This is a genomic window from Massilia sp. Masssp94, from assembly GCF_059491305.1.
This window is the reverse complement of sequence record NZ_CP168501.1, coordinates 4,104,790-4,129,076: the sequence shown is the minus strand read 5'-3', so window position 1 is coordinate 4,129,076 and position 24,287 is coordinate 4,104,790. Positions and strand designations below refer to the sequence as shown.

The window sequence follows — 24,287 nt, the reverse complement described above, 5'->3', positions numbered from 1 at the left end:
TATATAAGACTTAGTCGTAAGGCAACATACGACGTTTGTGGCCGCCGGATCGATGTTTGACGGAGTATGATCCTCGATCTGTTCACCACCATTGGCGCGTGGCCCGGACAGCCGATGTTTTTTTAGTATTAGAACTCCAAACCCTCCCGCACATCGAGGAACCAGCGTATGAGCAGTGATCAGACCATCATCTATACCCTAACCGACGAGGCGCCCCTGCTGGCCACCCACGCCTTCCTGCCCGTCGTCGAGACGTTTGCCAAACCCGCCGGCATCCGCATCGAAGAGAGCGACATCTCCGTCGCGGCGCGTATCCTCGCGGTCTTCGCCGACCGCCTGTCGCCGGACCAGCGCGTGCCGGACACGCTGTCGGAACTCGGCAAGAAGACGCTGCAACCGGACGCCAACATCATCAAGCTGCCGAACATCTCGGCATCGGTGGGCCAGCTGCAGGCAGCCATCAAGGAACTGCAGGGCAAGGGCTACAACCTCCCGGACTACCCGGCCGATCCGAAGACGGACGAAGAAAAAGAGATCAAGGCCCGCTACGGCAAGTGCATCGGCTCGTCCGTGAACCCGGTCCTGCGCGAAGGTAACTCGGACCGCCGCGCGCCGAAGGCCGTCAAGGAATACGCCCGCAAGAACCCGCACTCGATGGGCGAATGGTCGCAGGCATCGCGCACGCACGTGTCGCACATGACCCACGGCGACTTCTACCACGGCGAAAAGTCGATGACGCTCGACCGCGCGCGCGACGTCAAGATGGAACTGATCACCAGGAGCGGCGAGACCGTCGTGCTGAAACCGAAGGTCTCCCTGCTGGACGGCGAGATCATCGACTCGATGTTCATGAGCCGCAAGGCCCTGCTCGAGTTCTATGAACAGCAGATCGAAGACGCGCACAAGACCGGCGTGATGTTCTCGCTGCACGTGAAGGCGACCATGATGAAGGTCTCGCACCCGATCGTGTTCGGCCACGCGGTCCGCACCTTCTACAAGGAAGCCTTCGAGAAGCACGGCGAGACGCTGGCGGCACTGGGCGTGAACGTCAACAACGGCATGGCCGACCTGTACAACAAGATCGCCAAGCTGCCGGATTCGCAGCGCGAAGAAATCATCCGCGACATCCACGCCTGCCAGGAACACCGCCCGGCGCTGGCGATGGTCGACTCGGCCAAGGGCATCACCAACTTCCACTCGCCGAACGACGTGATCGTCGACGCATCGATGCCGGCAATGATCCGCGCCGGCGGCAAGATGTACGGCGCCGACGGCCGCCTGAAGGAAGTCAAGGCCGTGATCCCGGAATCGACGTTCGCCCGCATCTACCAGGAGATCATCAACTTCTGCAAATGGCATGGCGCCTTCGACCCGCGCACGATGGGCACCGTCCCGAACGTCGGCCTGATGGCCCAGCAGGCCGAGGAATACGGCTCGCACGACAAGACCTTCGAAGTGCAGGAAGACGGCGTCGCCAACATCACCGACCTGGCAACGGGCGAAGTGCTGCTGTCGCAGAACGTCGAGAAGGGCGACATCTGGCGCATGTGCCAGGTGAAGGACGCACCGATCCGCGACTGGGTCAAGCTGGCCGTCACCCGCGCCCGCAACTCGGGCATGCCGGCCGTGTTCTGGCTCGATCCGTACCGTCCGCACGAAAATGAACTGATCAAGAAGGTCAAGACGTACCTGAAGGATCACGACACGGAAGGCCTGGACATCCAGATCATGTCGCAGGTGCGTGCGATGCGCTTCACGCTGGAGCGTGCCTTCCGCGGCCTGGACACCATCTCGGTGACCGGCAACATCCTGCGCGACTACCTGACCGACCTGTTCCCGATCCTGGAACTGGGCACCAGCGCCAAGATGCTGTCGATCGTCCCGCTGATGGCCGGCGGCGGCATGTACGAGACGGGCGCCGGCGGTTCGGCACCGAAGCACGTGCAGCAGCTGACCGAGGAAAACCACCTGCGCTGGGACTCGCTGGGCGAATTCCTCGCGCTGGCCGTCAGCCTCGAAGACCTGGGCCTGAAGACCGGCAACGCGAAAGCCAAGCTGCTGGCCAAGACGCTGGACGCCGCCACCGGCAAGCTGCTGGACAACCGCAAGTCGCCGTCGCCGAAGACCGGTGAACTCGACAACCGCGGCAGCCAGTTCTACCTGTCGATGTTCTGGGCCCAGGAACTGGCCGCGCAAACGGAAGACGCCGAACTGGCCGCCTACTTCGCGCCGCTCGCCAAGCAACTGGCCGAGAACGAGCAGAAGATCGTCGCGGAACTGATCGAGATCCAGGGCAAGCCGGTCGACATCGGCGGCTACTACAAGCCGGACAATGCCAAGGTCAAGGCCGTGATGCGTCCGAGCGCCACGTTCAACAAGGCACTGGAAAGCGTCGGCGCCTGATAGCGTTCCGCTCTCGGTAGTCCTTTCGAAAACCCCGGCTCCGCTTCATGCGGGCCGGGGTTTTGTTTTTTCCGGGTTTTTAATTGGTCAAGCCAATTTCTGTTCTGGTCTAAAAATATTTAAACTGGCCCGACCAATTTAGATGTCCCCGTGCTAACATTTCCCGACCTGGCGGACCGCATCCGGCCAGGCGCCTCCATGGCTTATTGGCAATCAATCGGGAATAACAATGAAAACGACGACTACAATCTTGGAGACCCTGGTCCTGGCAGCCCTTGCCAGCGGCCAGGCACAGGCAGCACCGCTTTCCCTGCAAGACGCCCGCATCACCGCCACCTACAACGGCAGCGCGGCCGACGTCCTCGGACTCGACCACCTGTTCGCCCAGGAACCCGGCAGCAACACCAGCACGCTCGACCCGACCGACAGCGGCGTCGAATTCCTCACGGCCGACTTCCTGTTCGGCTTCGATTTCGCCAAGGACGGCATGCTCACGATCTACGAGAACATGCCCGTCCCCGCCGGCGACTACAAGCTGACCTTCGACTTCGGCGCGACGCTTCCCGCCGCCATCGCGAGCTTCACGCTGCTGGACGGCGGCGCGGCCGACGGCGTGCCCGGTTTGAGTGTCGTCGACGGCCACACCATCGCCGTCGACCTGGGCGGGCTCGCGTGGCATGGCGACTACGGTTCGATCACGGCGCGGATCGGTGCCGCGGACGTCCCCGAACCCGCGGTTCCTGCCCTGCTGCTGGCCGGCGCCGCCGGTCTCGCATTCAGCCGCCGCCGCGCCTGAGCCACCGTCTGCCAAGGAGACATCCATGAGATACGCACGTATCGGGGCGGCGCTCGCGCTGGCCGCGCTCTGCCTTACCGTCAATGGCGCCACTGCCGCCACGGATCCGGCCCGCGCCACCGCGCCGCCCGACGGCTGGGCGAGCCAGGGCGGCGGCACCATCGCCGGCGCCAACGCCACCACCGACCAGATCTACACCGTGGCGAACCGCGCGCAGCTGCTCGCGGCCATCGCCAACGGCGGCACAACGCCCAAGATCATCAAGCTGTCCGGCCTCGTCGACATGACCGATGGGAAGCCGTACACGAGCACCGCCGACCAGTCGGCGCGCGGCGCGATCCGCCTCAAGAACAACACGACCCTGATCGGCGACGGCGCGAGTTCGGGCCTCGTCAACGGCCACATCATCCTGTCGAACGTCAGCCAGATCATCATCCGCAACCTCAAGATCCAGAACCCGTGCGACGTCGGCCCCGTGTGGGACCCGACGGACGGATCGACTGGCAACTGGAACGCGGCCTACGACGCGATCGGCATCTCCGGCTCGGACCATATCTGGATCGACCACAACTCGTTCACCGACGCGCCGGTCACGGACAACTTCCTGCCGATCGAGAACGGCCACGTGAAGCAGTGCCACGATGGCGCCGTCGACATCACCAACGCGTCCGACTACGTGACGGTGTCGTACAACGTGTTCGGTGAACACGACAAGAACAACCTGGTCGGCTCCAGTCCTACCGCCACGGCGGACGAAGGCAAGCTGCGCGTCACCTTCAGCAACAACGTGTTCCGCGCGATCCAGTCGCGCGCGCCGCGCGTGCGCTTCGGCCAGGTCCACCTCTTCAACAACTACTACGTGGGCAGCAAGACGGCCGACGTGTACAAGAACAGCTACAGCGTGGGCCCCGGCGCGAATGCGAAGATCCTGTCGAACGCGAACGTGTTCGAGATCGCGGGCGCGAGCGGCTGCGACAGCGTGGTGAGGAATCCGGGCGACGCCACGGCCGGCACCTTCAAGGACACCGGCTCGCTGCTGAACGGCGCGGCGCTGGGTGCATGCGCCGTGTCCAGCGCGACGACGTGGACGCCGCCTTACGCCTACACGCCGCGCCCGGCCGCCCTCGTGAAGGCGAACGCGCTGGCGCAGGCGGGCGGCGGCAAGCTGGCGACGGCAATCACCGGCACAGGTAAAACCACCGTCGACACGGGGCCCACGCTGAACTGCCCCGCCACCGGCCTGTACTTCTGCGACGATTTCCAGTCCGGCAGCACGGCCAGGTGGAATTTGCTGCCCTTATCGACTCCGACCTCCGGTCCGAACGGCACGTTCGGCGTGACGGAAGAAGCGGCGGGCAGCGCCAGCAAGGTGCTGCAGTACACGGCCGCGACGACGGGCGGCGTGCTCGCGCTCGTGAAGCCGGACGCGTTCGGCGGCGTACCATCGAACGACTATTACGTGGAAGCGCGCATCCGCCCGATGGCCAACGGCACGACCGGCAACAAGCAGCTGTACCTCGTCGCGCGCTACGTCGATGCGGCCAACTGGTATGGCGCGGGCCTGAACGTCCAGAACAGCACGACGAGCACCCAGGTCGAGATCGCGCGCATGCTGAACGGGACACTCAGCCGCCCGAAACAGGTCAAGATGCCGATCGCGATGGATGCCCAGTTCTACACGGTCCGCTTCGAAATGATCGGCACCACGCTCACCGTCTACCTGGACGGGAAAAACCTCGGCAGCGTGACCGACGCGTCGTTCGCGCAGCGCGGCCTGATCGGGCTGTACACGGCCAATAAATCGTTCCAGGTCGACGACGTGCGCGTGGGCGACCCGCGCCAGAAACCCGTGCAGCTGACGCTCGATCCGGCCGCGACGACTTACACGGCCGAAGCGGGCGACGCGCCTTTGAATGTCGCCGTCACCGCCGTCACGGCGGACGGCACGGCCGACAGTTTTACCGTCGCGTCCAGCAATCCGGCCGTGGTCAGCGCGAGCATGAACGGCAACACGGTCACCCTGACGCCGCTGTCCGCCGGCACCGCCAGCATCGTGTTCACGAGCGGCTCCGAACCGGGCCTCACGCGCACGATCGCGGCGACCATCGGCGCCCAATTCGTCCAGCCGACCCAGACGTATCCGCTGCAGGGCGCCAGCAGCCCGGCCGCGCAGGCGGGCGCCGTCAACGTCGACACGGTGTTGACACTGACGTTCGACAGCCCGCCCACGCTGGGCGCCAACGGCAGCATCCGCATCTTCCGCAAGGCCGACGATGCCCTGGTCGACGTGATCCGCACGAGCCGCGAAACGGATGCCCTCGGCTACCCCGGCCAGGCGCTCGTGCGGCGCGTGAACACGGCGCCGATCCGCATCGACGGCAACACGGTGCGCATCGCGCCGCACTCGGGCAAGCTCGCCTGGGGCACCGAATACTATGTCGCGATTGCCGACGGCGTGTTCACGAATACCACGCTGGGCGGCCTGCCGTTCGTCGGCATCGGCAAGCTCGGTGGCTGGTCGTTCACGACGAAGGCAGCGGCGCCGACCGCCAGCACGGTCACCGTCGACGACGACGGCAGCGCCGATTTCCGCACCGTGCAGGGCGCGCTGAACTACGCGATGCAGAACTTCGCGAAGACGGCGCCGGTGACGATCGCCGTGAAGAACGGCACCTACGACGAGCTGCTGTACCTGAACGGCAAGAACAACGTCACGCTGAAGGGAGAGAGCCGCGACGGCGTCGTGATCCGCTACACGAACAACGAGACGCTGAACCCGGGCACCGGGTCGAGCCAGTCGCCGACGGTGGCCGGTTCGCCGGCGGGCGGACGCGCCGTGATGCTGGTCGAGAACGCGGACATGCTGGTGCTCGACACGCTCACGATCGACAACACGACGCTCCGTTCGGCCTCGATCTCGGGCCAGGCGGAGACGCTGTACTTCAACAGCGACACGCGTCTCGTCGCGAAGCACGCGAACTTCACGAGCGAGCAGGACACGCTGAACCTGAAGGGCTGGGCGTGGTTCTACGACACCCTCGTCGCGGGCAACGTCGACTTCATCTGGGGCGGCAGCCACGCGGCCCTGTTCGAGAACAGCGAGATCCGCAGCGTGGGCGACAGCGCCAACGCATCGAGCGGCGGCTACGTGCTGCAGGCGCGCGTGCCCGTGGCGACGGACATCGGCTACGTCTTCCTGAACAGCGCGCTGACGCACGGCCCCGGTCCCGGCCCAAACCACGGCGACGTGCCGGCCGGCGCGACGTATCTGGCGCGCAGCCCCGGCACGACGAACACGTGGGACAACGTCGCGTTCGTGAACTGCCGGATGGATGCCCACGTGGCGCCGGCCGGCTGGGCGGGCCAGGGTGTCAATAACCAGCCGGCGCCGAATCCGGCCGTGGCGAGCGCGGACGCGGGCTGGCGCGAGTACGGCAGCACGACGCTGGCCGGCACGCCGCTCGACCTGCGCACGCGCGTGGGCGGCTACGTGCTGTCCGATGCGGACGTGGCGAACCGTTTCGCGACGCGCGCCAGGGTCTTTGCGGCCTACGGCGGCGGCGCGGGGTGGAACCCGCAGCCGTGATCAGGGCAAGCCCTGCACGTAGCCCTCTTTCGGATAATCGATGACGTAGTCGACGTCGAACCTGGCCGTGTCGTTCGGCTTCAGCGTTCGCGTCCAGCCGACCAGTCCGCGCCGCCGCTCCCAGTCGCGGACGTCCGGTTCCGGACGCAGGGCCGTCTTGACGGTCACCTTGTCCGATTCGCTGACGGGCGTCGGTTCGAGCACCAGCACGTCGATCGGCTGGCGATGGGTGCTCGTCACGACATACGTCTGCGCGATGCGGCGCTGGTTGGCGCCGTTGAAGAAGCCCGTCTGGCCCGACTTGCGGCCGCGGTCCTCGACCTTCACGCGCACGAGCGGGTCGCGCCCGAACGCCAGCCGGAAGCGCTCGCCCGCCTGCGGGTCCCAGCGCAGCGCGCCGACATAGGTGCCGTCGCGCTGCAGTTGTACCTGGCCGGGCAGCCAGACGCCGTCGGGCCGCGCCGCCTGCGCCGTCAGGACCGCCGCGTCATTGCCGCTCCGCGGCGCGACCAGGACGCGCTGCTCCGCCTTCAAGGTCTGGCGCGACAGGCTGACGGCGATCTCGCGGCCGTCCGACGCCAGGGTGACGCGGGCCGGCACCTCGAACTCGGTCGTGAAATTCCCCTGCGATTCCAGGATGGGGGCGATGTAATCGTCCGCCTTGGCGGCGGGCGGTGGCGGTGGCGCCGCGGGTGCCGGTGCCGGCATGGCGCGGAACATGGCAATGGTGGGGGCGACGATATTCTCGGTGGGCGGCTGGTAATCCAGCAGCCACGGCATCGGATCGGGCGCGACCACGACGAGGCTCGGCTGACCGGTCGACAGGCGCAGCTTCACATTGGTCCAATCCTCGCCCGTCTTTTGCGAAATGGTCGCCATCCGTTCCAGGTCGATGGTGGACGCGCTCGAATCCAGCGCGGCGCGGTACGCCGGCTTCCAGCCCGCGCGCTCGACCTGGTAAGTCAGCACGATCTTTCCGCCCTGCCGGGCCGCCACCTGCACCGTGATCGTCCGGCCGGCACGCGCGCCGGCGCGCGCCTGCGCGAGCTCGCGCTGGGCGGCGTCGAGCTGCTTCGTCAACGCGCGCTTCTTCGTCTCGTCGTTGCGCACGCGCTCGAGCGCATCGAAGGCGCCCTTGCGGATCGCGTCCAGCGTGCCGGCCAGGCTCTTAGCATCGACCGGCGCGGGCTTGTCGCCGCCCGTGCCCAGCTTCTCGAGATAGCCTTGCACGATCTGGGCCGACTTGATGTCCGCATCGATCGCGGCGACCAGGTCCTGCAGCGCCTGCACCTTCGCCTCCAGGTCCGCCTCGCGCGCGCTCGGGCTGTCGGCCCGCGCCTGGTCGCGCGTGACGACCTGCCCGACCTGGATCCCGGCATCGGCCTGCAGCCGAACGGTGTCCTTGTCGAAGTTGGCGGGCATGCCCGTGATCTCGACCTGCGTCGCGCCGGCCGCCACCTGCGCGACGCGCTCCACCGTGGCGCTGCCGGGGTACAAGGTGACGCTCTGGATGGGGGCTTCTACCGCTGCCACGGACGAGAGGGCGAATGCCAGCCCCAGTGGCCATGCCTGCTTGAATTCCATGATGCTGCTATCGATTACGTGTGCAAATGTGCACAGCATACTCTTCCTGCCCCGAGCCGTCTCGCTGACCGTGCTCGTGCCTGACAGGCGTCACTTCCCCGCCTCCCGCCGGCCCCCGGCGGGCGGCAGTGCCACGTGTTACCGCCTGGCTCGCCTCGGGTAGCGCCGTGCGCGCCGCGAGGGCGCCGGTGGCGAGCCGTTGCAGGTTGATGGCCGCGTTCACGTCGCGGTCGTGCTGCGCGCCGCAACCGGCGCAGGTCCACGCCCGGTCGCCCAACGCCAGCACTCCGTTGCGGGTACCGCACGCCGAACACAGTTTGCTGGACGGGTACCAGCGCTTGGCCAGCACGATGTGCGTACCGTAGCGTCCCGACTTGTACGTCAGCTGGCGCCGGAATTCGTAAAAGCCGACATCGGCGATCGCGCGCGCCAGGCGCGCGTTGGCAAGCATGCCGCGCACGTTCAGGTCTTCGATCACCAGCGCCTGATTTTCGCGGCACAGCCGGGCCGTGAGCTTATGCGTGAAATCCCGGCGCACGCGCGCGATGCGCGCCAGCAGCCGCGCCAGCGCCAGCGCGCCCTTGGTCCGGTTCTTCGATGCCGGCAGGCGCGTGCCCTTGACTATGCGTCCGACGATCCCGGCCGCGGCCTTGGCCGCCTCCAGCTTGCGCGACTGCCGGCGCGAGCGGATGCGCAGGCGCCGCAGCGCCGCCTTCAACGGCCGTGGCGCCGCGATCTTCTCGCCACTGGACAGCGTGGCCGCGCTGGTCACGCCCAGGTCGACGCCGGTGACGGCGTCACCTGTGCGACGCCGCCGGGCCAGGTGGTCCGGCACGTCGACCTGAACCGCCAAATACCAGTGATCGGCTTCGCGCGAGACACTCGCGCCCATGATCTTGCCGCCCCAGCGCAGCGTTTCGCGCAGCGCGACGCGGCCCACTTTCGGCAGCACGGCGCTGCATCCCTCGAGCCGGAACTTGTCGTTCGCCAGGTAGAAGCTGTTGGCCGAACGGCCCTTTTTCTTGAAGCGCGGCGCGTGCGCCGGTTGGCCGGCGCGGCGCTGCTCGAAATATCGGCTCCACGCCTTCGCGAGGTTGGCGAACGGTTGGGCGTGCGCGTCGCGGTGGAGGGCACGCAGCCACGGCTTGCCGTCGGCGTCGAGCCAGTCGGGATCCGAATACTTGATGCGATTGAACGCCTTCTTGAGTGCCATCGCGTTTGGCCGCAGGCCGCGGGCTGCCTGACGGTTCCACTCGGCGAGCGCCCAGTTCCAGACCCGGCGGGCGGTGCCGGCCGCGCGTGCAAAATAGTCGCGCTGCTCCGCTGTCGCGTCAATCCTGATCCGGTGCGCCAGCAGCATGGCTGCTCTCCGGAGTCGCGCGCAACTGGCGGCAGAAGATGCGCAGGCCATGCAATCTGCTTGAGAAGCAATCCACGTAGCGGCGCCGGTTTTTGGTAGTGCGGGCAGCCGGGTCAAACCGATCTTCGCGCTCGCACCGCTGCAGCGAATTGACCGTGATTCCCAGCAGCTTGACAGCCTCGCCCGTGCGCATTCTGTTTTCCATGATCACGATTGGACACATTCACTCATGTTTAGTTCGACTAGAGTCGTACTCTTTCGGGATTGAACCCGCCGAGCTTAGCAAATGGCGCCGTGGGAAAAGCCGCGAAATGTAACGATGTCAACTATCATCTTATGACAACGTTGTTGTTGTACAATTTCTTTTGCGACAAGTCGCGCACTTCACTCTCCGGGAGATCACACCATGTTTCGTAAATGTTTCGCCGAATTCCTCGGCACGTTCTGGCTCGTGCTGGGCGGCTGCGGCAGCGCCGTGCTGGCCGCCAAATTCGCCGACGTCGGCATCGGCCTCGCGGGCGTCTCGCTCGCCTTCGGCCTGACCGTGCTGACCGGCGCTTATGCGTTCGGCCCCGTCTCGGGCGGCCATTTCAATCCGGCCGTCACGGTCGGCCTGTGGGCGGGCGGCCGCTTCCCGGCGCGCAATATCGTTCCGTACGTCGTCGTGCAGGTGTGCGGCGCGATCGCGGCAGCAGCAGTGCTGTATGCGATCGCGAGCGGCAAGCCGGGCTTCGACCTCGCGGGCGGCTTTGCCTCGAACGGCTACGGCGAACACTCGCCGGGCGGCTATTCGCTCGGCGCGGCCCTCGTCACGGAACTCGTGATGACGTTCATGTTCGTGCTGATCATCCTCGGCGCGACGCATACCCGTGCGCCCGTGGGCTTTGCCGGTCTCGCGATCGGGCTGGCGCTGACGCTCATCCACCTGATCAGCATCCCCGTCACCAACACGTCCGTCAACCCGGCCCGTAGCACGGGCCAGGCGCTGTTCGTCGGCGGCTGGGCGGTCGCGCAACTGTGGCTGTTCTGGCTCGCGCCGCTGCTGGGCGGCGTGCTGGGCGGCGCGGTGTACCGCATCCTGCTCGAACGCGACGAGACCGAGCCGGCGGTGGAAGGACGTCCGGTCCGCACCTGAACGCCGGCCGCACACGGCGCACAGGCGGGCTGCTGCACGATTTTGCTGGCGGCCCGCCGCGCGGCACCTAGAATGGTGAAAGCGTCACGCCCCGCGGGCGCGGTGACGTGGCGCCCTCATCTCGGGAGGTTGCCATGTATCGTAAATGTCTCGCCGAATTCATCGGCACATTCTGGCTCGTGCTGGGCGGCTGCGGCAGCGCCGTGCTGGCCGCGACATTCCCTGACGTCGGCATCGGCTTCACCGGCGTCGCGCTTGCCTTCGGGCTTACCGTGCTGACAGGCGCCTACGCGCTCGGTCCGGTCTCCGGCGGCCACTTCAATCCGGCCGTGACCGTCGGTCTCTGGGCGGGCGGCCGCTTCCCCGCCCGCCAGATCGGCCCGTACATCCTCGTGCAGGTGGCCGGGGCAATCGCAGCGGCGGCCGTCCTGTACGCCATCGCGAGCGGCAAGCCGGGCTTCGATGCGGCGGCCGGCTTCGCCGCCAACGGCTATGGCGCGCACTCGCCCGGCAACTACTCGCTGGGGTCGGCGCTGATCACCGAAGTGGTCATGACGTTCATGTTCGTACTGATCATTCTCGGCGCGACGCACACGCGGGCGCCGGTCGGGTTTGCCGGCCTCGCGATCGGGCTGGCGCTGACGCTGATCCACCTGATCAGCATCCCCGTGACCAACACGTCCGTCAATCCTGCCCGCAGCACGGGGCCCGCGCTGTTCGCCGGCACCTGGGCGCTCGCGCAGTTGTGGCTGTTCTGGCTCGCGCCGCTGCTGGGCGGTGCATTGGCCGGCATCTTGTACCGCGCCGTGCTGGAACGCGAGGTGTCCGAGCCTGCGGTGGAGGGCCAGCCGGACTTGGGCCTGCGGCCGGCCCACCGCTGATCAGCGTGCGGCGTGCCTGCGTACGACGATCCCGTCCTTCATCACGAACACCGGCCGCTCGGTGACCGTGATGTCGGCGATGGGATTGCCGGGAACGGCCACCACGTCCGCCAGCTTGCCCGCTTCCAGCGTGCCGACGCGCTCAAACGTGCCCAGCAGGCGAGCCGCGTTGGCGGTGCCGGCCAGCAGCGACTGCGCAGGCGTCAGCCCGTTCTCGACCATGTAGCGGAATTCGCGCGCATTCGTGCCGTGCGCGCCGACGCCGGCATCCGTGCCGAGCGCGATCGGCACGCCGATCTGCACGGCGTGGCGGAACGTCTGGCGCAGGTGCGCCGCGGCGGCGCGGCCCTTTTCCGCGATCACGGGCGGGAAAGTGGCGATCTTTTCCTCGACGTGCGCGATGGCGGAAATCGTCGGCACGAGATAGACGTTCTTTGCCTTCATCGCGCGCAGCGTGTCGTCCTCGATGAAGCTGCCGTGCTCGATCGAATCGACGCCGGCCGCCACCGCCATCTTCGCCGCCTTGTCGCCATGCGCATGCGCCGCGACCTTGCGGCCCCACGCGTGCGACTCGCCGATCACGGCATTCATCTCGTCCTGCGACAGCTCCGGTGCATCGACGGGATCCGACAGCGACAGCACGCCGCCCGACGGCATGAACTTGATGACGTTGGCGCCGTACTTGATCTGGTAGCGCACCGCGGCCCGACACTCTTCCGGCCCGTTGCACACGCCCTGCAGCGGCCCGGCCAGCGGCAGTTTATGCGGCGGAATCGGGTCCTGGTCCGCATGGCCGCCGGTGGAGCCGACCGCATAGTTCGACACGAGCATGCGCGGCCCCGGCACCTTGCCCGCGTCGATGGCGTTGCGCAGGCCAAGCGCGACCCAGTCCGTCGAGCCGACGTCGCGTACGGACGTGAAACCCGCCTCGAGCGTGATGCGCGCGTAATAGGCGCCGTACAGCGCCTGCTCCGCCGGGAAGCGCATCATGTTGTCGAAGAAGTCGCCGTACCAGTTGTCGCTGCCCTGGCCGGACAGGTGCACGTGGGCGTCGATGAAGCCCGGCAGCAGGGTCGCGTCGCCCAGATCGATGACCTCGGCGCCGGCCGGCACGTCCGCCTTGTCGGCTTGTGCGATGCGGACGATCTTGTTACCGACGATGGTCAGCTGGGGATGCTCGACGAGCTTGCCGCTGGCGCCGTCGAACATGCGCGCGGCGCGCAGGACGACGGTGTGTGGGGTCGCCGGGGCGGCGTCGGCCGCGCAGGCGTTAATGGCCAGGAGGGAGAGGACGGCGGTGAGGATGCGGGTTGGTATTGTCATTGTGGGCAGCTCATCGGTAGGAAAGCGCCGATGTTACGCCCAGGGACTCCCATTAACAACGTGATCGCATGCCGCACCGCGGCATATCACGCCTGCTTGCGGCGGCGACGAATGAAGGCGATGGCGCCGGCACCCAGGCCGAACGTCGCGATGCTGACCGGTTCCGGCACGGCGTTCAGCTGGTCGGTGCTGGCGAACGTGGCGTAGGCGGCGGCATTCGCGGCCTTGAACTGGGCCTGCATGGCGCCGTCGCAGCAGTCTTCGATGCCGTAGATCTTCAGGACGTGGTTGCCCGCCGCAAGATTGAGCGCGCCCTGCAGGCTGCCGTTCGCCGCGCCGTAGGTGTTGGCCCACCACATGTCGTGCGTGTTGTAGCCGAGGGCAACGCCGTCGACGAACAGGGCGCCGCCGAAGCCGAAATCGACGCCGGTGCGGAAGTTCCACGTGCCGGCCTGCGCCGCGGTGACGCCGAAATCGATCGTGGACTCGAAGGCGTAATTGCTGATCCCGCCGAAGTAATTCTTGACCGCCAGGTTGTCGTACACTGCGACGGACTTGCTGCCCTTGTACGCGGCGGGATTGGCAATGGCGGCATCCACGGCCAGCTTGTATGCAGCCGCGTTTGCCTGCGCCGCGGGCGACGTGGTCGCCACCTGTACGGTAATGACGCTGGCGTTGGCATTGAAGGCGAAGCTGGCAAGCAGGGCAAGGGCGAGTCGGGAGCGCGCGTTCATCGCAGATTTCCTTAATTTTGTTTAACTTAGATCAATATATCATTCCAAAAAGAACTTTGTCATTACAAAAAGGAATCTTTGTTGTTTATTTATTATTTTGCGTCAATACGACGCAACACGATGGGCCTTCGTCCATGACGCCACGCTGCCAATCGGTTTCCGCGAACTTCCTGATGGGTGCAGGCATCCTGCCGCTGGCCCTGTACATCGCCTGGGTCGCCGCCTTCCTGATCACGACCGTGCCCGGCCAGCCGCCCCGCGTCCCGATCATCGATCCGATCGGCATGGTGGGCCTCGGCATGGTCGTATACCTCGGCTCGTCCATCGTCGCCGGGCTGGGCATCGTGTGGTCGTGGCTGCTGGCGCGGGCCTATCCGGAGCGGCGCACGCGCCGGGCACTGGTCCTGCCCGTCATCGTCATCCTGGTGCTGGTGCTGCCGTTTGTCTTTCCGTGATCAGTTCAATCCGCCGCGCCGCGCCGCGTGCTTGCCCAGCGCCGCCAGATCGAGATCGGCATCGCCCTGCGCGACGGCATCCTGCAAGGTCGACTTCAACGTCTCGCCGAATGCCAGCGGCAAGCCCTTGCCCTGCCCCGCCTCCACCGCGAGGCGCACATCCTTCAGGCCCAGCGACAGTTTGAAGCCGGCCGGCGAATAGCGCTCCCCGGCGATCATCCCCCCATAACCCTTGTACACGGGCGAACCGGCGAACAGCGTGCTGGTGACGAGGTCGATGAAATCCGCGGCCGGCACGCCGTGGGCACGCGCCAGCGCGGCGCCCTCGCCCGTCGCTTCGATCGCGCAGGCGAGCATCAGGTTGCACGCGAGCTTGATCGCATTCGCCTGTTCCGGCTCGCTGCCGAAGCGCCACGTCTTTTGTCCCAGCAGGTCGAACAGGGGCTGCACGCGCGCGATCAATTCGTCGCTGCCGCCGGCGAGGATGTTCAGCTTGCCCGCTGCCGCGACGTCCACGCGGCCCAGCACCGGCGCGGCGACATAGCCGACGCCGCGCTCGACGTGCAGCGCCGCCATCTCGCGCGCGAACGCGACGGAGACGGTGGCCATGTTGACGTGGATGGTGCCGGGCGCCATCGCGGCCAGCACGCCGCCGTCCAGCAGCACGGCGCGCGTCGCGTCGTCGTCCGCGAGCATGGTGAACACGACGTCGGCGATGCCGCACTCGGCGGGCGTCGCGGCCGGCTTCGCGCCGAGCGCCGCCAGCGCCTGCACGGGTGCGGGGCTGCGGTTCCAGACGTGGACGGGCTGGCCGGACTTCAGCAGGTTGGCCGCCATGTGGTGGCCCATGCTGCCCAGGCCGATGAATGCGATGCTCATGCGTGTTCCTTATTCGAGTGTCTGCCCGCTATGGGCAAAACCGATATTAAACCAGCGTGAGGCTGACGATGTCGCAACACGCGCGTTCAACAGAACAATCTCCACGCCTGTTTATGTTATCGTTAACCTTTATAACTTTATATACAGATCCACCATAACTCGGCCATATAGATGTTGTTGCTCAATCAATATCTCGCAGTCTTGCGAGACCACGGGCAAGGCGACGGGGACGCCCGGTACGCCCTTGAACGTGACAGTCCCGGCGCACGATGTCGCGAGGCTGAGGTGTCGCCGGTTAATGATGTTCACTCATGAAGGGGTACCGATGAAAATCAGTTCTAGAGAAGAGTTTATGGGCATCCGACACATCCTCGCGACACTGTTCCTGGCCAGCACCGCCGCGCTGCCGGGTCATGGCGCGGCGCAGGTCACCGGTTTCACGCATCCGGGCACGCCGCTCACCGTGTCCGATCTCGCGACGCTCAAGTCCTATGTCGACCAGGGCAGGCAGCCATGGAAGTCCGGCTATGACCAATTGAAGGCCGACGGCAAATCGCAGTCCACCTACGTCATGGCGGGTCCATTCGCGACCGTGAGCCGCAGCCCCGACGTGAATCTCTGGCCATGGCGTAACGACATGATCGCCGTCTGGAATCTGTCGCGGATGTGGTATTTCACCGGCAACGACGCCTACGCAAAGAAAGCGCACGATATCCTGATCGCGTGGGCGACCAACCAGACGGCGTTCTCGGGCGGCGAGTCGATGCTCGACCTGGGCGACTACGCTTACAGGTTCGTGGGCGGCGCGGACATCCTGCGCGGCACCTGGTCGGGTTGGACGGCCAGCGATACGGCCACGGTCAAGGCATATTTCGCCAATGTCCTGATTCCGGCGTCGAACCCTTACGGCGAAAACATGTTCGGCGCCGCCAACAAGGGCGCGCTGGCCCTGAACGCGCTCGGACTGATGGCCATCTTCAACGACGACACCGCGTTGCTGAACCAGGTCGTCGCCCAGACGCGCACCCTCGCCCACATCGGCCTGCGCAGTTCCAACGACATCGGCATGCTCGGCGATTCCCTGCGCGACCAGGGGCACGCCCATGGCCAGCTGTTGTCGCTGTCCATGCTCGCCGAAGCGCTGTGGAAACAGGGCATCGACGTCTATGCCGATCTCGACGAGCGCCTGCTGGCGGCAGGCGAATATTTCGCACGGGTGAACGAGCTCGCGCCGACGCCGTTCCTCCCGTTCGGCACCACCGACGCCTACTACATCGCCGACAACACGAACCGCGGATGGGGCGGCGGGAACATCGCGCTCAATGTGATCCATGGCGCCTACGCGGTCCGCAAGGGCAGGCCTGCCCCCTACATCGCGCAGCGGCGCCTGTGGATGCCGGTGGACAGCACCAGCTTCATGTTCATGAAGGAGGTCGACACCTCGACGGCCGCGCCCGCGCCGGCGCTCGCCATTCCCGCGACGACCTCGATCACTTCGGGCTTGAATGATATCGATATCGGAAACAGCACCCCGGCCGGCACGTCCTCGTACGCCAACGGCAAATGGACCGTGGTGGGCGCAGGCGCCGACAGCTGGGGCACGGCCGATGGCGGCCACTTCGCCTACAAGGCCCTCATCGGCGACGGCGCGATCATCGCGAAAGTCGAGACGATCCAGAACACCAGCCCGTACGCCAAGGCGGGCGTGATGATGCGCACCGGCCTGGCCCAGGGAGCGCCGCGCGCCACGATGCTCGTGACGAACCAGGTCAAGGTCGAACAGAACATGCCGAACCTTGCTGTCTACGGCGGCACGAACTATGGCAACAAGGCCCTGCCCATCGCGAACACCGTGCCCTCTTACTGGGTGAAGCTCGAGCGCATCGGCAACATGATCACTGGCTACGTGTCGCCCGACGGCACCAACTGGGCCGCCACCGACGTCGGCCGCATCGACGGCACGCTGCCCGCCACGATCTATGCCGGCCTGGCGGTCGTCTCGCATGCCAACGGCACGCTGAACACCTCCACTTTCAGCAACGTCCAGGTCACGGGCGGCAACGGTGGCGCGCCGAGCGTCATCCCGGCCGCGCCCGCCACGCTGCTGGCCGAACCGGGCGACGGGGCCGTTCCGCTGCGCTGGCAGCAGTCCTTCGGTGCCACGAGTTACACGGTCAAGCGCGCCACGTTCAGCGGCGGCCCCTACACGACCATCGCATCGGGCGTCACGGACGGCAGCTACACGGATAATTCGGTGAGCAACGGCATGACCTACTACTACACGGTCACGGCGACCAACACCGCCGGCACGAGCGCGAATTCTCCCGAGGACAACGCCACGCCCGTGCATCCGTTGACGAACGTGGCCACCGGCGGCAGTGCCACCGACGGCGCCAACAACGCGGCCAACGCCGGACTGGCCTTCGACCGGAACTCGGCGACGAAATGGCTCTACGGGGCCCCGACCGGGTGGCTGAAGTACGACCTGGGCCACACGGAGACCGTCCTGCGCTATACGGTCATCAGCGCCAGCGACATGGCCCCGCGCGATCCGAAGGACTGGCAGTTCCAGGGCTCCAACGACGGCGTCGGCTGGACGACGCTCGACGCGCAAAGCAACCAGGTGTTCGCCAACCGTCTCCAGCCGAAAAGCTACCCGGTCGCGGGGGGAGGCGCGTATCGCTGGTATCGGCTCAACATCACGGCCAATAATGGCGATACCGCCTCGACGGCGCTGTCGGAGCTCGGGCTGTTTGCCGCGAAGCCGTGAGACGCGGCAGGCGTCCTGCGTAAAGAGGACCGGGACGCGCAGTCCCGGTCTTTTCATCGCGTAGCGCCGACCTTTGCTATGCTCCCCTGCATCGAACATCGTCCCGGAAAGTCAGAGCATGGGCATCGCCATCACCGCCTGCGCGTTCCTGCTGATCGCCACGACCGTGATCCACTACGAGGTGCTGCGTTTGATGACGGCCGCGTTGCCCGCATTGCGCATCCCGCCGCGCATGCGGCTCGTATTCGTGATCGTCGGCGCGTTCGGCGCGCACTTCATCGAAATCCTGCTGTACGGCCTCGCCTACTATCTGCTGGCGACCCGCTTCGGCGTCGGCCACATGGGCGACCCCGGCCCGCTGCCGTTCACGCGCTGCCTGTACTTTTCGGCGGAGACCTACACGACGCTGGGCTACGGCGACGTGCTGCCGCACGGCGACCTGCGCCTGCTGGCGGGCATGCAGGCGCTGAACGGGATGCTGCTGATCGGGTGGACGGCGTCGTACACCTATTTGTCGATGGAGCGGTTGTGGGATGACACCCGATAACGCGCCAGGATCGATGGCGACGCCGGTGCTGCCGGGGTGATGCGTCCCTAGCGGCGGCTATGCATCCACGACCGGGCCGCGAGCGCCATCGGCTGTTCCGCGCGCATTGCCGCCAGCAGTTCATTCCGCGGCACGCCCTTCTCCAGCCTGGCGAGCCAGGTCGTTGCCCACGCGGCGTTCCCGGGGTCCCCCGCGTTCCGCGCCAGCGCATTGAGTACCTGATAGGCACCGGCGGGATCGCCCTGCCATGCGTGGGCCAGCGCGGCAGCGCGCGCGAACGCGGCGACATCGTGGCCGTGGCGCCAGGCATCGATTGCCCTGCCGATGTCCTTGACGCTCGGCTCCGCCTCCATCAGTCCGACACGAAACAGCGCATACGACACGTCGGGCGCTTCCGGCGCCAGCAAGGCGGCCTGCGCCAGGCTGGCGCGAGCCGCTTCCAGCCGGTCGTGCCTGTCGGGGCCCGCGCCTTCCGCCAGCTTCGTCTGTGCCAGGCCCAGCAGATAATGCGGTTCGGGATTGTAGGGATCGTTCTCGACGGCGCGCGCCAGGTAGCCGATGGCATCACCCGGATTGCCCCAATCGACCTGGGCGCGGCTCAGCGTGATCTGGGCAAAATCGACGGCTGGTGCCTGCGCTGCCGTCTGCTGCAAACGCGCCAGCAGTTTCCTGCCGTCGGCGGGCGCGGGGCAGGCCATCAGCGCGGCGTTGTCGAGCACGAATTCGCCCTCCATGCGGCTCAGGCGGGTGAATTCGATATGGGCCTGGGGCAGGTCTGGTACCTCGACCTGCAGGATTTTCATGGACGCCTGGCGGTAACGCCACATCGCCGCGTCGAGCTCTTGTCCCGACAGGCCGTAGACGTCGGCAAACGCGTCGGCGGAATCGCTGCCTTCGTTGACCCGTTCAAGATACTTCGCCATCTTGTTGCGGTTGTCCTCGGACGAAAGCATGTAGTGTACGAGGTTGAACGAGCGCGCGAGGAATTCCCATTGCCGGTAATACCCGTTCGTGCCGACCGCATACGCATACGTTTCGGACGGTAAACGGTCGTGCAGGACATCGTCGAATCGCAGGCGCCTGATCCGCCCCTCGTCGATCTCCTGCAGCAGGTTATAGGACGTCCCGCCATCGCGGCCGACCAGCATCTGGTTGTCGGTAAAGCGCATGCCGCCGAAGTACGCGTCGAAGCCGGCAAAGAACCACCCCGGCGCGCGGATGCGCGTATGGCGGCGCAGGAAATTATCGGCGTACACCCAGAAATTCGTCATCAGCGTGTAATCGTCTTCCGGTCGGAGCAGCGACGCATTGTCCAGCTTCCAGCTCTTGGCCTTGCTGAACGTGAACGCTTGCGTCCCGTAGACACAGCTGCTGGTCAGGGCCATGGCGGAACCGTCGACTACGCCGAACTCCGGCGGCATGTCCGGCCGGCCCTGGAAGTACAGCCTGAACTTGGGCAGCGTCTCCCGACCGTCCAGGAACGGCTTCAGGTACAGCCGCAGCACGTAGTCGAGCCGCTCCAGATTGTTGACCAGTTCGATGACGTCATCCGGGTCGTCGTTCGAATACACGATCAGGTGCTGGCTCTCGATCCGGAACCATGCCGACGGATCGCGCACACCTTTGACGACGACCGTGGACGGATCGTGCCTGCCCTTGACGACAACCTTCGCGGGCTCGCTCCCGGATGCATGCGCAGGCATGAGCGCGATTGCCGCGAGCAGGGAAACGACGTGTTTGCAGTTGGCCATGCGCGTCTTTCTTTTTTGGGCGGGGACGGACAGCGACAACCAACATAACAGATGGCCAGCCGGTAGAAATGCGCACATTCCCACGACAAGACACACGACTGTAAGATGAACTGCACGCCAGTCGACGTTAATGTTAAATTAATGCTACATTCATCCATATACATACGCAAACATATTGCTGCACGGCAATATTGCTGCCATAATTTAATAGTTTGACGCTCGAACAAAACACCTCGCCTCGCGGCGAGGCTGCGGGCAAGGCGACGGGGACGCCCGGTATGCCCTTGAACGTGACATTGTCGGGGCGCGCCATCGGCGCGCCGTTTGGATGTTCATTAATGAAGGCTACCGATGAAAAAAAACTCCAGGATGTTTGCTCGAACCAGTCTTGCCGCTGCGCTGCTCATGTCGAGCACCGCCATGCTCCCGGTTGACGGCGTGGCGCAGGTCACCGGTTTCACGCACCCGGGCACGCCCCTCACCGCCTCCGATCTCATGACGCTCAAGTCGTACGTCGATCAAGGCAGGCAGCCGTGGAAGTCCGCGTACGACCAGCTGGCGAACGACGGCAGGGCCAGGCTCACCTACGTCATGGGGGGGCCGTATGCGACCGTGAGCCGCGCCCCCGATGTGAATCTCTGGCCGTGGCGCAGCGACATGATGGCGATCTGGAATCTGTCGCGGATGTGGTATTTCACCGGCAACAAGGATTATGCGAAGAAGGCGCACGACATCCTGATGCAGTGGGCCACCGTCCAGACCGAGTTCGCGGGTCGCGAGTCGATGCTCGACCTGGGCGACTACGCCTACATGTTCGTGGGCGGCGCGGATATCCTGCGCGGCACATGGCCGGACTGGACGGAGGCCGACACGGCCACGGTCAAGGCCTACTTCACCAATGTCCTGATTCCGGCATCGAACCCGTATGGCGAGAACATGTTCGGCGCCGCCAACAAGGGCGCGCTGGCCCTGAACGCGCTCGGACTGATGGCCATCTTCAACGACGACACCGAGCTCCTGGACCGGGTCGTCGCCCAGACCCGCACGCTCGCCCACATCGGCCTGCGCAGTTCCAACGACATCGGCATGCTCGGCGACTCCCTGCGTGACCAGGGGCATGCCCATGGACAGCTGAAATCGCTGGTCATGCTCGCCGAGGCGCTGTGGAAGCAAGGCATCGACGTCTATTCCGATTTCGACAACCGCCTGCTGGCGGCCGGCGAATATTTCGCGCGGGTGAACGAGCTCGAGCCCACGCCCTTCCTCCCGTTCGGCACCACCGACGCCTACTACACCGCCGACAACACGAACCGCGGGTGGAACGGCTGGGGAGGCGGGAACATCGTGCTCAACCAGATTTACAACGCCTACGTCAACCGCAAGGGCATGCAGGCACCGTTCATCGCGCAGCGGCGCCAGTGGATGCCGGTGGACAGCGGCAGCTTCGTGTTCCTGAAGGACGTCGACACGTCGACGGCGACGCCCCCGCCGGCGTTGTCCATTCCCGCCACCAGCTCGATCACCTCGGGCTTTGCCGACGCGGACATCGGGGGTGCCGCCCCGGCCGGCTCGGCCACCTACGCCGACGGCAAATGGACCGTGAAAGGGGGAGGCGCCGAAATCTGGGGCGGGAACGACAGCTGCCACTTCGCGTACCAGGCGCTCACCGGCGACGGCGCCATCATCGCGAAAGTGGAGTCGCTCCAGAACACCAGCCCGTCCGCGAAAGCAGGCGTCATGATGCGCACGAGCCTTGCGAAGGGTGCGCCGCGCGCCTGGATGGCCATTACCAACCGGATCCAGGCCGAACAGAACATGCAGAATCTCGCTGTTTACGGCGGCAATAACTACGGAAACAAGGTGCTCCCCATTGCGAGCTCCACCGCCTCTTACTGGGTAAAGCTCGAGCGCATCGGCAACATGATCACGGGTTACTTGTCTCCCGACGGGACCAACTGGGCCGCCACCGACATCGGCCGCATCGACGGCCCGCTGCCGGACACGATCTATGCCGGCCTGGTGGTCGCCTCGGTCGCCAACGGCACGCTGAATACCTCCACCTTCAGCAACGTGCAAATCACGGGCGGCGACGGCGGCGCGCCCGCCGCCATCCCCGCCGCGCCCGCGACGCTGCTGACCGAGCCGGGCGACGGCGCCGTCCCGCTGCGCTGGCAGCAGTCGTCCGGCGCCACCGGCTACGCGGTGCTGCGCGCCACGTCCAGCGGCGGCCCCTACACGACCATCGCGGCCAACGTCACGGGCGGCAGCTACATCGACACGTCGGTGACCAACGGCACGACCTACTACTACACCGTCACGGCGACGAACGCGGCCGGCACGAGCGCCAATTCTCCGGAGGACAGCGTCACGCCCGTGCATCCGCTGGCGAACGTCGCCACCGGGGGCACGCCCAACGACAGTGCGAACAACCCGGGCAACGCGAAGTACGTCTTCGACCAGAACTCGGGGTCGTACTGGTTCTACAAGGGCGTGATGGGCTGGCTGCAGTATGACCTCGGCCACACGGAGACGGTCCAGCGCTACACGGTCATCAGCTCCACCGACCTGGTGCCGCGCGATCCGAAGGACTGGCAGTTCCAGGGTTCCAACGACGGCGTGAACTGGACGACGCTCGACACGCAGAGCGGGCAGGCGTTCGCCTCCCGCATCCAGCAGAAGAGCTACGCGATCGCGAGCCCGGGCGCCTATCGCTGGTACCGGCTCAACATCACCTCCAATAACGGCGACAGCACCTTTACGACGCTGTCCGAAATCGGACTGTACGCGGCCAAGCCGTAACGATTCGACCGGCGTAAAAAAACCGGGGCACGCGTGCCCCGGTTTTTCATGGCTTCACGGACTTGAGCGTCATGCGGTCGCTTTCGCCGATCGCCCGGTAGTGCAAGTCAATATGCAGGCTGATTACTTGTCAAAGATATTACCATACTGTGGTAATTTTTATGCTACTCTGATTTCGCTTTATTGCTCCTACCGTGAATAAATCGTTTCCTACACCCTGCCAAAGGAAAAATGATGAAAAAGAGATGGATCGTCGTACCGTGCTTCCTGCTGCTGACCACGCTCGGCGCCCATGCCGCCACGCCCGAGCCGCCGCCCAAGGTTGCCGTCGACAGCGCGATGCGCGTGCAAGCGATCGATGCGCTCGTGGCAAAGCTGAACGATCACTACGTCTTTCCCGACAAGGCCAGGCAGGTCGGGACGGTCCTGCAGCAGCGCCAGCGCGAGGGCAAGTACGATGGGATCACGGATGGCGAACAACTGGCAAAACAGCTCACGGCCGATCTTGCCGACGTCCTTCATGACAAGCACTTGTTCGTGGGATTCGACCCCGATCTGGTGCCGCCCGACCGTGAAGTCGGGCCGCGCCCCACGACGCTGGCCGAGTGGGAGCGGATCGCGCCCCCTGATGTGCGCCAGCGTATCCTCGCGTCCAGCCTCGGCGTGGAAAAAGTCGATCGCCTGGGCCCCAGGATCGGCTACCTCGACCTTTCCGGCTTCCCGCCGCCTTTCCTCGTGGCCCCAAGATATGCGGCTGCGATGGACAAGCTCGCCGATACCGACGGTCTGATCATCGACCTGCGCAACAACCACGGCGGCACACCGGACGGGGTGGCTCTACTGGTCAGCTATTTCGTCGACGAGCGTACGCGCGTCAACGACATCTGGGATCGCGATACCGGCGTCGCCACGCAGCATTGGACGGTCGACCAGCTGGACGGCAAGCGCTATGGCGGCAAGAAGCCGGTCCTGATCCTGACGGGCCCCGGCACGATGTCGGCTGGCGAAGACTTCGCCTACACGATGCAGGCGCTGAAACGCGCCACGCTGATCGGCGAACGGACCTGGGGCGGCGCCCACCCGACACGTCCCTTCCGCCTCGGCGACCATTTTTTCGCCGCGATACCCAGTGCGCGCACCATCAGTCCCATTACCCACACCAACTGGGAAGGCGTGGGCGTCGCACCGGATGTCGCGGCGACGCCGGACAACGCGCTTGCCGTGGCAAAGGACATGCTGCAACGCCGGCTTGACGGAACAAATCGACCGTAAAAAAAACCGGGG

At 65.8% G+C, this 24,287-nt stretch carries 17 protein-coding genes; 10 read left to right on the top strand and 7 right to left on the bottom strand.

The window, feature by feature from the left end:
* The first annotated feature begins 168 nt into the window (after positions 1 to 168).
* The 3 genes from ACEN9G_RS18225 (at position 169) to ACEN9G_RS18215 (ending at position 6,785) form a co-directional block, all read left to right on the top strand.
* A complete protein-coding gene (locus ACEN9G_RS18225) occupies positions 169 to 2,403 on the top strand; it encodes an NADP-dependent isocitrate dehydrogenase (protein WP_413342632.1) in 2,235 nt (744 codons plus the stop codon).
* Between the two features lie 250 nt (positions 2,404 to 2,653).
* Positions 2,654 to 3,199, top strand: coding sequence for a PEP-CTERM sorting domain-containing protein (locus ACEN9G_RS18220; protein WP_413342630.1), 546 nt, complete (start codon positions 2,654 to 2,656; stop codon positions 3,197 to 3,199).
* A gap of 25 nt (positions 3,200 to 3,224) precedes the next feature.
* Complete coding sequence (locus tag ACEN9G_RS18215; RefSeq protein WP_483126824.1) at positions 3,225 to 6,785, top strand: pectinesterase family protein; 3,561 nt, start codon at positions 3,225 to 3,227, stop codon at positions 6,783 to 6,785.
* Here ACEN9G_RS18215 and ACEN9G_RS18210 read toward each other — a convergent pair whose 3' ends face one another.
* The 3 genes from ACEN9G_RS18210 to ACEN9G_RS18200 are packed head-to-tail and all read right to left on the bottom strand — an operon-like array spanning position 6,786 to position 9,922.
* A complete protein-coding gene (locus ACEN9G_RS18210) occupies positions 6,786 to 8,369 on the bottom strand; it encodes a DUF4139 domain-containing protein (protein WP_483126823.1) in 1,584 nt (527 codons plus the stop codon).
* 7 nt (positions 8,370 to 8,376) lie between these two features.
* Positions 8,377 to 9,729, bottom strand: coding sequence for an RNA-guided endonuclease InsQ/TnpB family protein (locus tag ACEN9G_RS18205; RefSeq protein WP_495605443.1), 1,353 nt, complete (start codon positions 9,727 to 9,729; stop codon positions 8,377 to 8,379).
* Positions 9,701 to 9,922, bottom strand: a complete 222-nt coding sequence (locus ACEN9G_RS18200; RefSeq protein ID WP_413342582.1) for a MerR family transcriptional regulator — start codon at positions 9,920 to 9,922, stop codon at positions 9,701 to 9,703. Before ACEN9G_RS18200 ends, ACEN9G_RS18205 begins: the two co-directional genes overlap by 29 nt.
* Before the next feature lie 213 nt (positions 9,923 to 10,135).
* Here ACEN9G_RS18200 and aqpZ (ACEN9G_RS18195) point away from each other — a divergent pair, with 213 nt between their 5' ends.
* Both aqpZ (ACEN9G_RS18195) and aqpZ (ACEN9G_RS18190) read left to right on the top strand, forming a co-directional pair.
* On the top strand, positions 10,136 to 10,864 hold the full coding sequence (aqpZ, locus tag ACEN9G_RS18195; RefSeq protein WP_413342584.1) for an aquaporin Z: 729 nt from the start codon (positions 10,136 to 10,138) through the stop codon (positions 10,862 to 10,864).
* Positions 10,865 to 10,998: 134 nt separating this feature from the next.
* Positions 10,999 to 11,745: an aquaporin Z gene (aqpZ, locus tag ACEN9G_RS18190; RefSeq protein ID WP_413342586.1), complete on the top strand. Its 747-nt coding sequence runs from the start codon at positions 10,999 to 11,001 to the stop codon at positions 11,743 to 11,745.
* On the opposite strand, the gene ACEN9G_RS18185 is transcribed toward aqpZ (ACEN9G_RS18190), so the two are convergent.
* Both ACEN9G_RS18185 and ACEN9G_RS18180 read right to left on the bottom strand, forming a co-directional pair.
* The gene (locus ACEN9G_RS18185; protein WP_413342588.1) at positions 11,746 to 13,068 is read right to left on the bottom strand and encodes a metal-dependent hydrolase family protein; all 1,323 of its coding nucleotides are present in this window, start codon (positions 13,066 to 13,068) and stop codon (positions 11,746 to 11,748) included.
* 86 nt (positions 13,069 to 13,154) lie between these two features.
* A complete protein-coding gene (locus ACEN9G_RS18180; RefSeq protein ID WP_413342590.1) occupies positions 13,155 to 13,802 on the bottom strand; it encodes a CCXG family PEP-CTERM protein in 648 nt (215 codons plus the stop codon).
* 134 nt (positions 13,803 to 13,936) lie between these two features.
* On the opposite strand from ACEN9G_RS18180, the gene ACEN9G_RS18175 reads away from it, so the two are divergent.
* Entirely contained in the window at positions 13,937 to 14,257 is a 321-nt protein-coding gene (locus tag ACEN9G_RS18175; protein WP_413342592.1) for a hypothetical protein, read from the top strand.
* Here the strand turns inward: ACEN9G_RS18175 and ACEN9G_RS18170 are convergent, their stop codons facing one another.
* Complete coding sequence (locus tag ACEN9G_RS18170) at positions 14,258 to 15,136, bottom strand: NAD(P)-dependent oxidoreductase (RefSeq protein WP_483126821.1); 879 nt, start codon at positions 15,134 to 15,136, stop codon at positions 14,258 to 14,260.
* A 352-nt stretch (positions 15,137 to 15,488) separates the two neighbouring features.
* Here ACEN9G_RS18170 and ACEN9G_RS18165 point away from each other — a divergent pair, with 352 nt between their 5' ends.
* Together ACEN9G_RS18165 and ACEN9G_RS18160 are read left to right on the top strand one after the other, a co-directional pair.
* The gene (locus ACEN9G_RS18165) at positions 15,489 to 17,906 is read left to right on the top strand and encodes an alginate lyase family protein (RefSeq protein ID WP_413342496.1); all 2,418 of its coding nucleotides are present in this window, start codon (positions 15,489 to 15,491) and stop codon (positions 17,904 to 17,906) included.
* Between the two features lie 118 nt (positions 17,907 to 18,024).
* Entirely contained in the window at positions 18,025 to 18,453 is a 429-nt protein-coding gene (locus tag ACEN9G_RS18160) for an ion channel (RefSeq protein ID WP_413342498.1), read from the top strand.
* 47 nt (positions 18,454 to 18,500) lie between these two features.
* Here the strand turns inward: ACEN9G_RS18160 and ACEN9G_RS18155 are convergent, their stop codons facing one another.
* Positions 18,501 to 20,204, bottom strand: a complete 1,704-nt coding sequence (locus tag ACEN9G_RS18155; RefSeq protein ID WP_413342500.1) for a tetratricopeptide repeat protein — start codon at positions 20,202 to 20,204, stop codon at positions 18,501 to 18,503.
* A 420-nt stretch (positions 20,205 to 20,624) separates the two neighbouring features.
* Here ACEN9G_RS18155 and ACEN9G_RS18150 point away from each other — a divergent pair, with 420 nt between their 5' ends.
* Both ACEN9G_RS18150 and ACEN9G_RS18145 read left to right on the top strand, forming a co-directional pair.
* Positions 20,625 to 23,003 (top strand): alginate lyase family protein, encoded by a 2,379-nt coding sequence (locus ACEN9G_RS18150; protein ID WP_483126820.1) that lies wholly within the window; start codon positions 20,625 to 20,627, stop codon positions 23,001 to 23,003.
* Between the two features lie 234 nt (positions 23,004 to 23,237).
* Positions 23,238 to 24,275, top strand: coding sequence for a S41 family peptidase (locus ACEN9G_RS18145; protein ID WP_483126819.1), 1,038 nt, complete (start codon positions 23,238 to 23,240; stop codon positions 24,273 to 24,275).
* The last annotated feature ends 12 nt before the right edge of the window (positions 24,276 to 24,287 follow it).

Coding starts and splice junctions, on each gene's coding strand:
- ACEN9G_RS18225 (WP_413342632.1), top strand. CDS start 169: ATGAGCAGTGATCAGACCATCATCTATACCCTAACCGACGAGGCGCCC.
- ACEN9G_RS18215 (WP_483126824.1), top strand. CDS start 3,225: ATGAGATACGCACGTATCGGGGCGGCGCTCGCGCTGGCCGCGCTCTGC.
- ACEN9G_RS18210 (WP_483126823.1), bottom strand. CDS start 8,369: ATGGAATTCAAGCAGGCATGGCCACTGGGGCTGGCATTCGCCCTCTCG.
- ACEN9G_RS18205 (WP_495605443.1), bottom strand. CDS start 9,729: ATGCTGCTGGCGCACCGGATCAGGATTGACGCGACAGCGGAGCAGCGC.
- ACEN9G_RS18200 (WP_413342582.1), bottom strand. CDS start 9,922: ATGCGCACGGGCGAGGCTGTCAAGCTGCTGGGAATCACGGTCAATTCG.
- aqpZ (WP_413342584.1), top strand. CDS start 10,136: ATGTTTCGTAAATGTTTCGCCGAATTCCTCGGCACGTTCTGGCTCGTG.
- aqpZ (WP_413342586.1), top strand. CDS start 10,999: ATGTATCGTAAATGTCTCGCCGAATTCATCGGCACATTCTGGCTCGTG.
- ACEN9G_RS18185 (WP_413342588.1), bottom strand. CDS start 13,068: ATGACAATACCAACCCGCATCCTCACCGCCGTCCTCTCCCTCCTGGCC.
- ACEN9G_RS18180 (WP_413342590.1), bottom strand. CDS start 13,802: ATGAACGCGCGCTCCCGACTCGCCCTTGCCCTGCTTGCCAGCTTCGCC.
- ACEN9G_RS18175 (WP_413342592.1), top strand. CDS start 13,937: ATGACGCCACGCTGCCAATCGGTTTCCGCGAACTTCCTGATGGGTGCA.
- ACEN9G_RS18170 (WP_483126821.1), bottom strand. CDS start 15,136: ATGAGCATCGCATTCATCGGCCTGGGCAGCATGGGCCACCACATGGCG.
- ACEN9G_RS18165 (WP_413342496.1), top strand. CDS start 15,489: ATGGGCATCCGACACATCCTCGCGACACTGTTCCTGGCCAGCACCGCC.
- ACEN9G_RS18160 (WP_413342498.1), top strand. CDS start 18,025: ATGGGCATCGCCATCACCGCCTGCGCGTTCCTGCTGATCGCCACGACC.
- ACEN9G_RS18155 (WP_413342500.1), bottom strand. CDS start 20,204: ATGGCCAACTGCAAACACGTCGTTTCCCTGCTCGCGGCAATCGCGCTC.
- ACEN9G_RS18150 (WP_483126820.1), top strand. CDS start 20,625: ATGCTCCCGGTTGACGGCGTGGCGCAGGTCACCGGTTTCACGCACCCG.
- ACEN9G_RS18145 (WP_483126819.1), top strand. CDS start 23,238: ATGAAAAAGAGATGGATCGTCGTACCGTGCTTCCTGCTGCTGACCACG.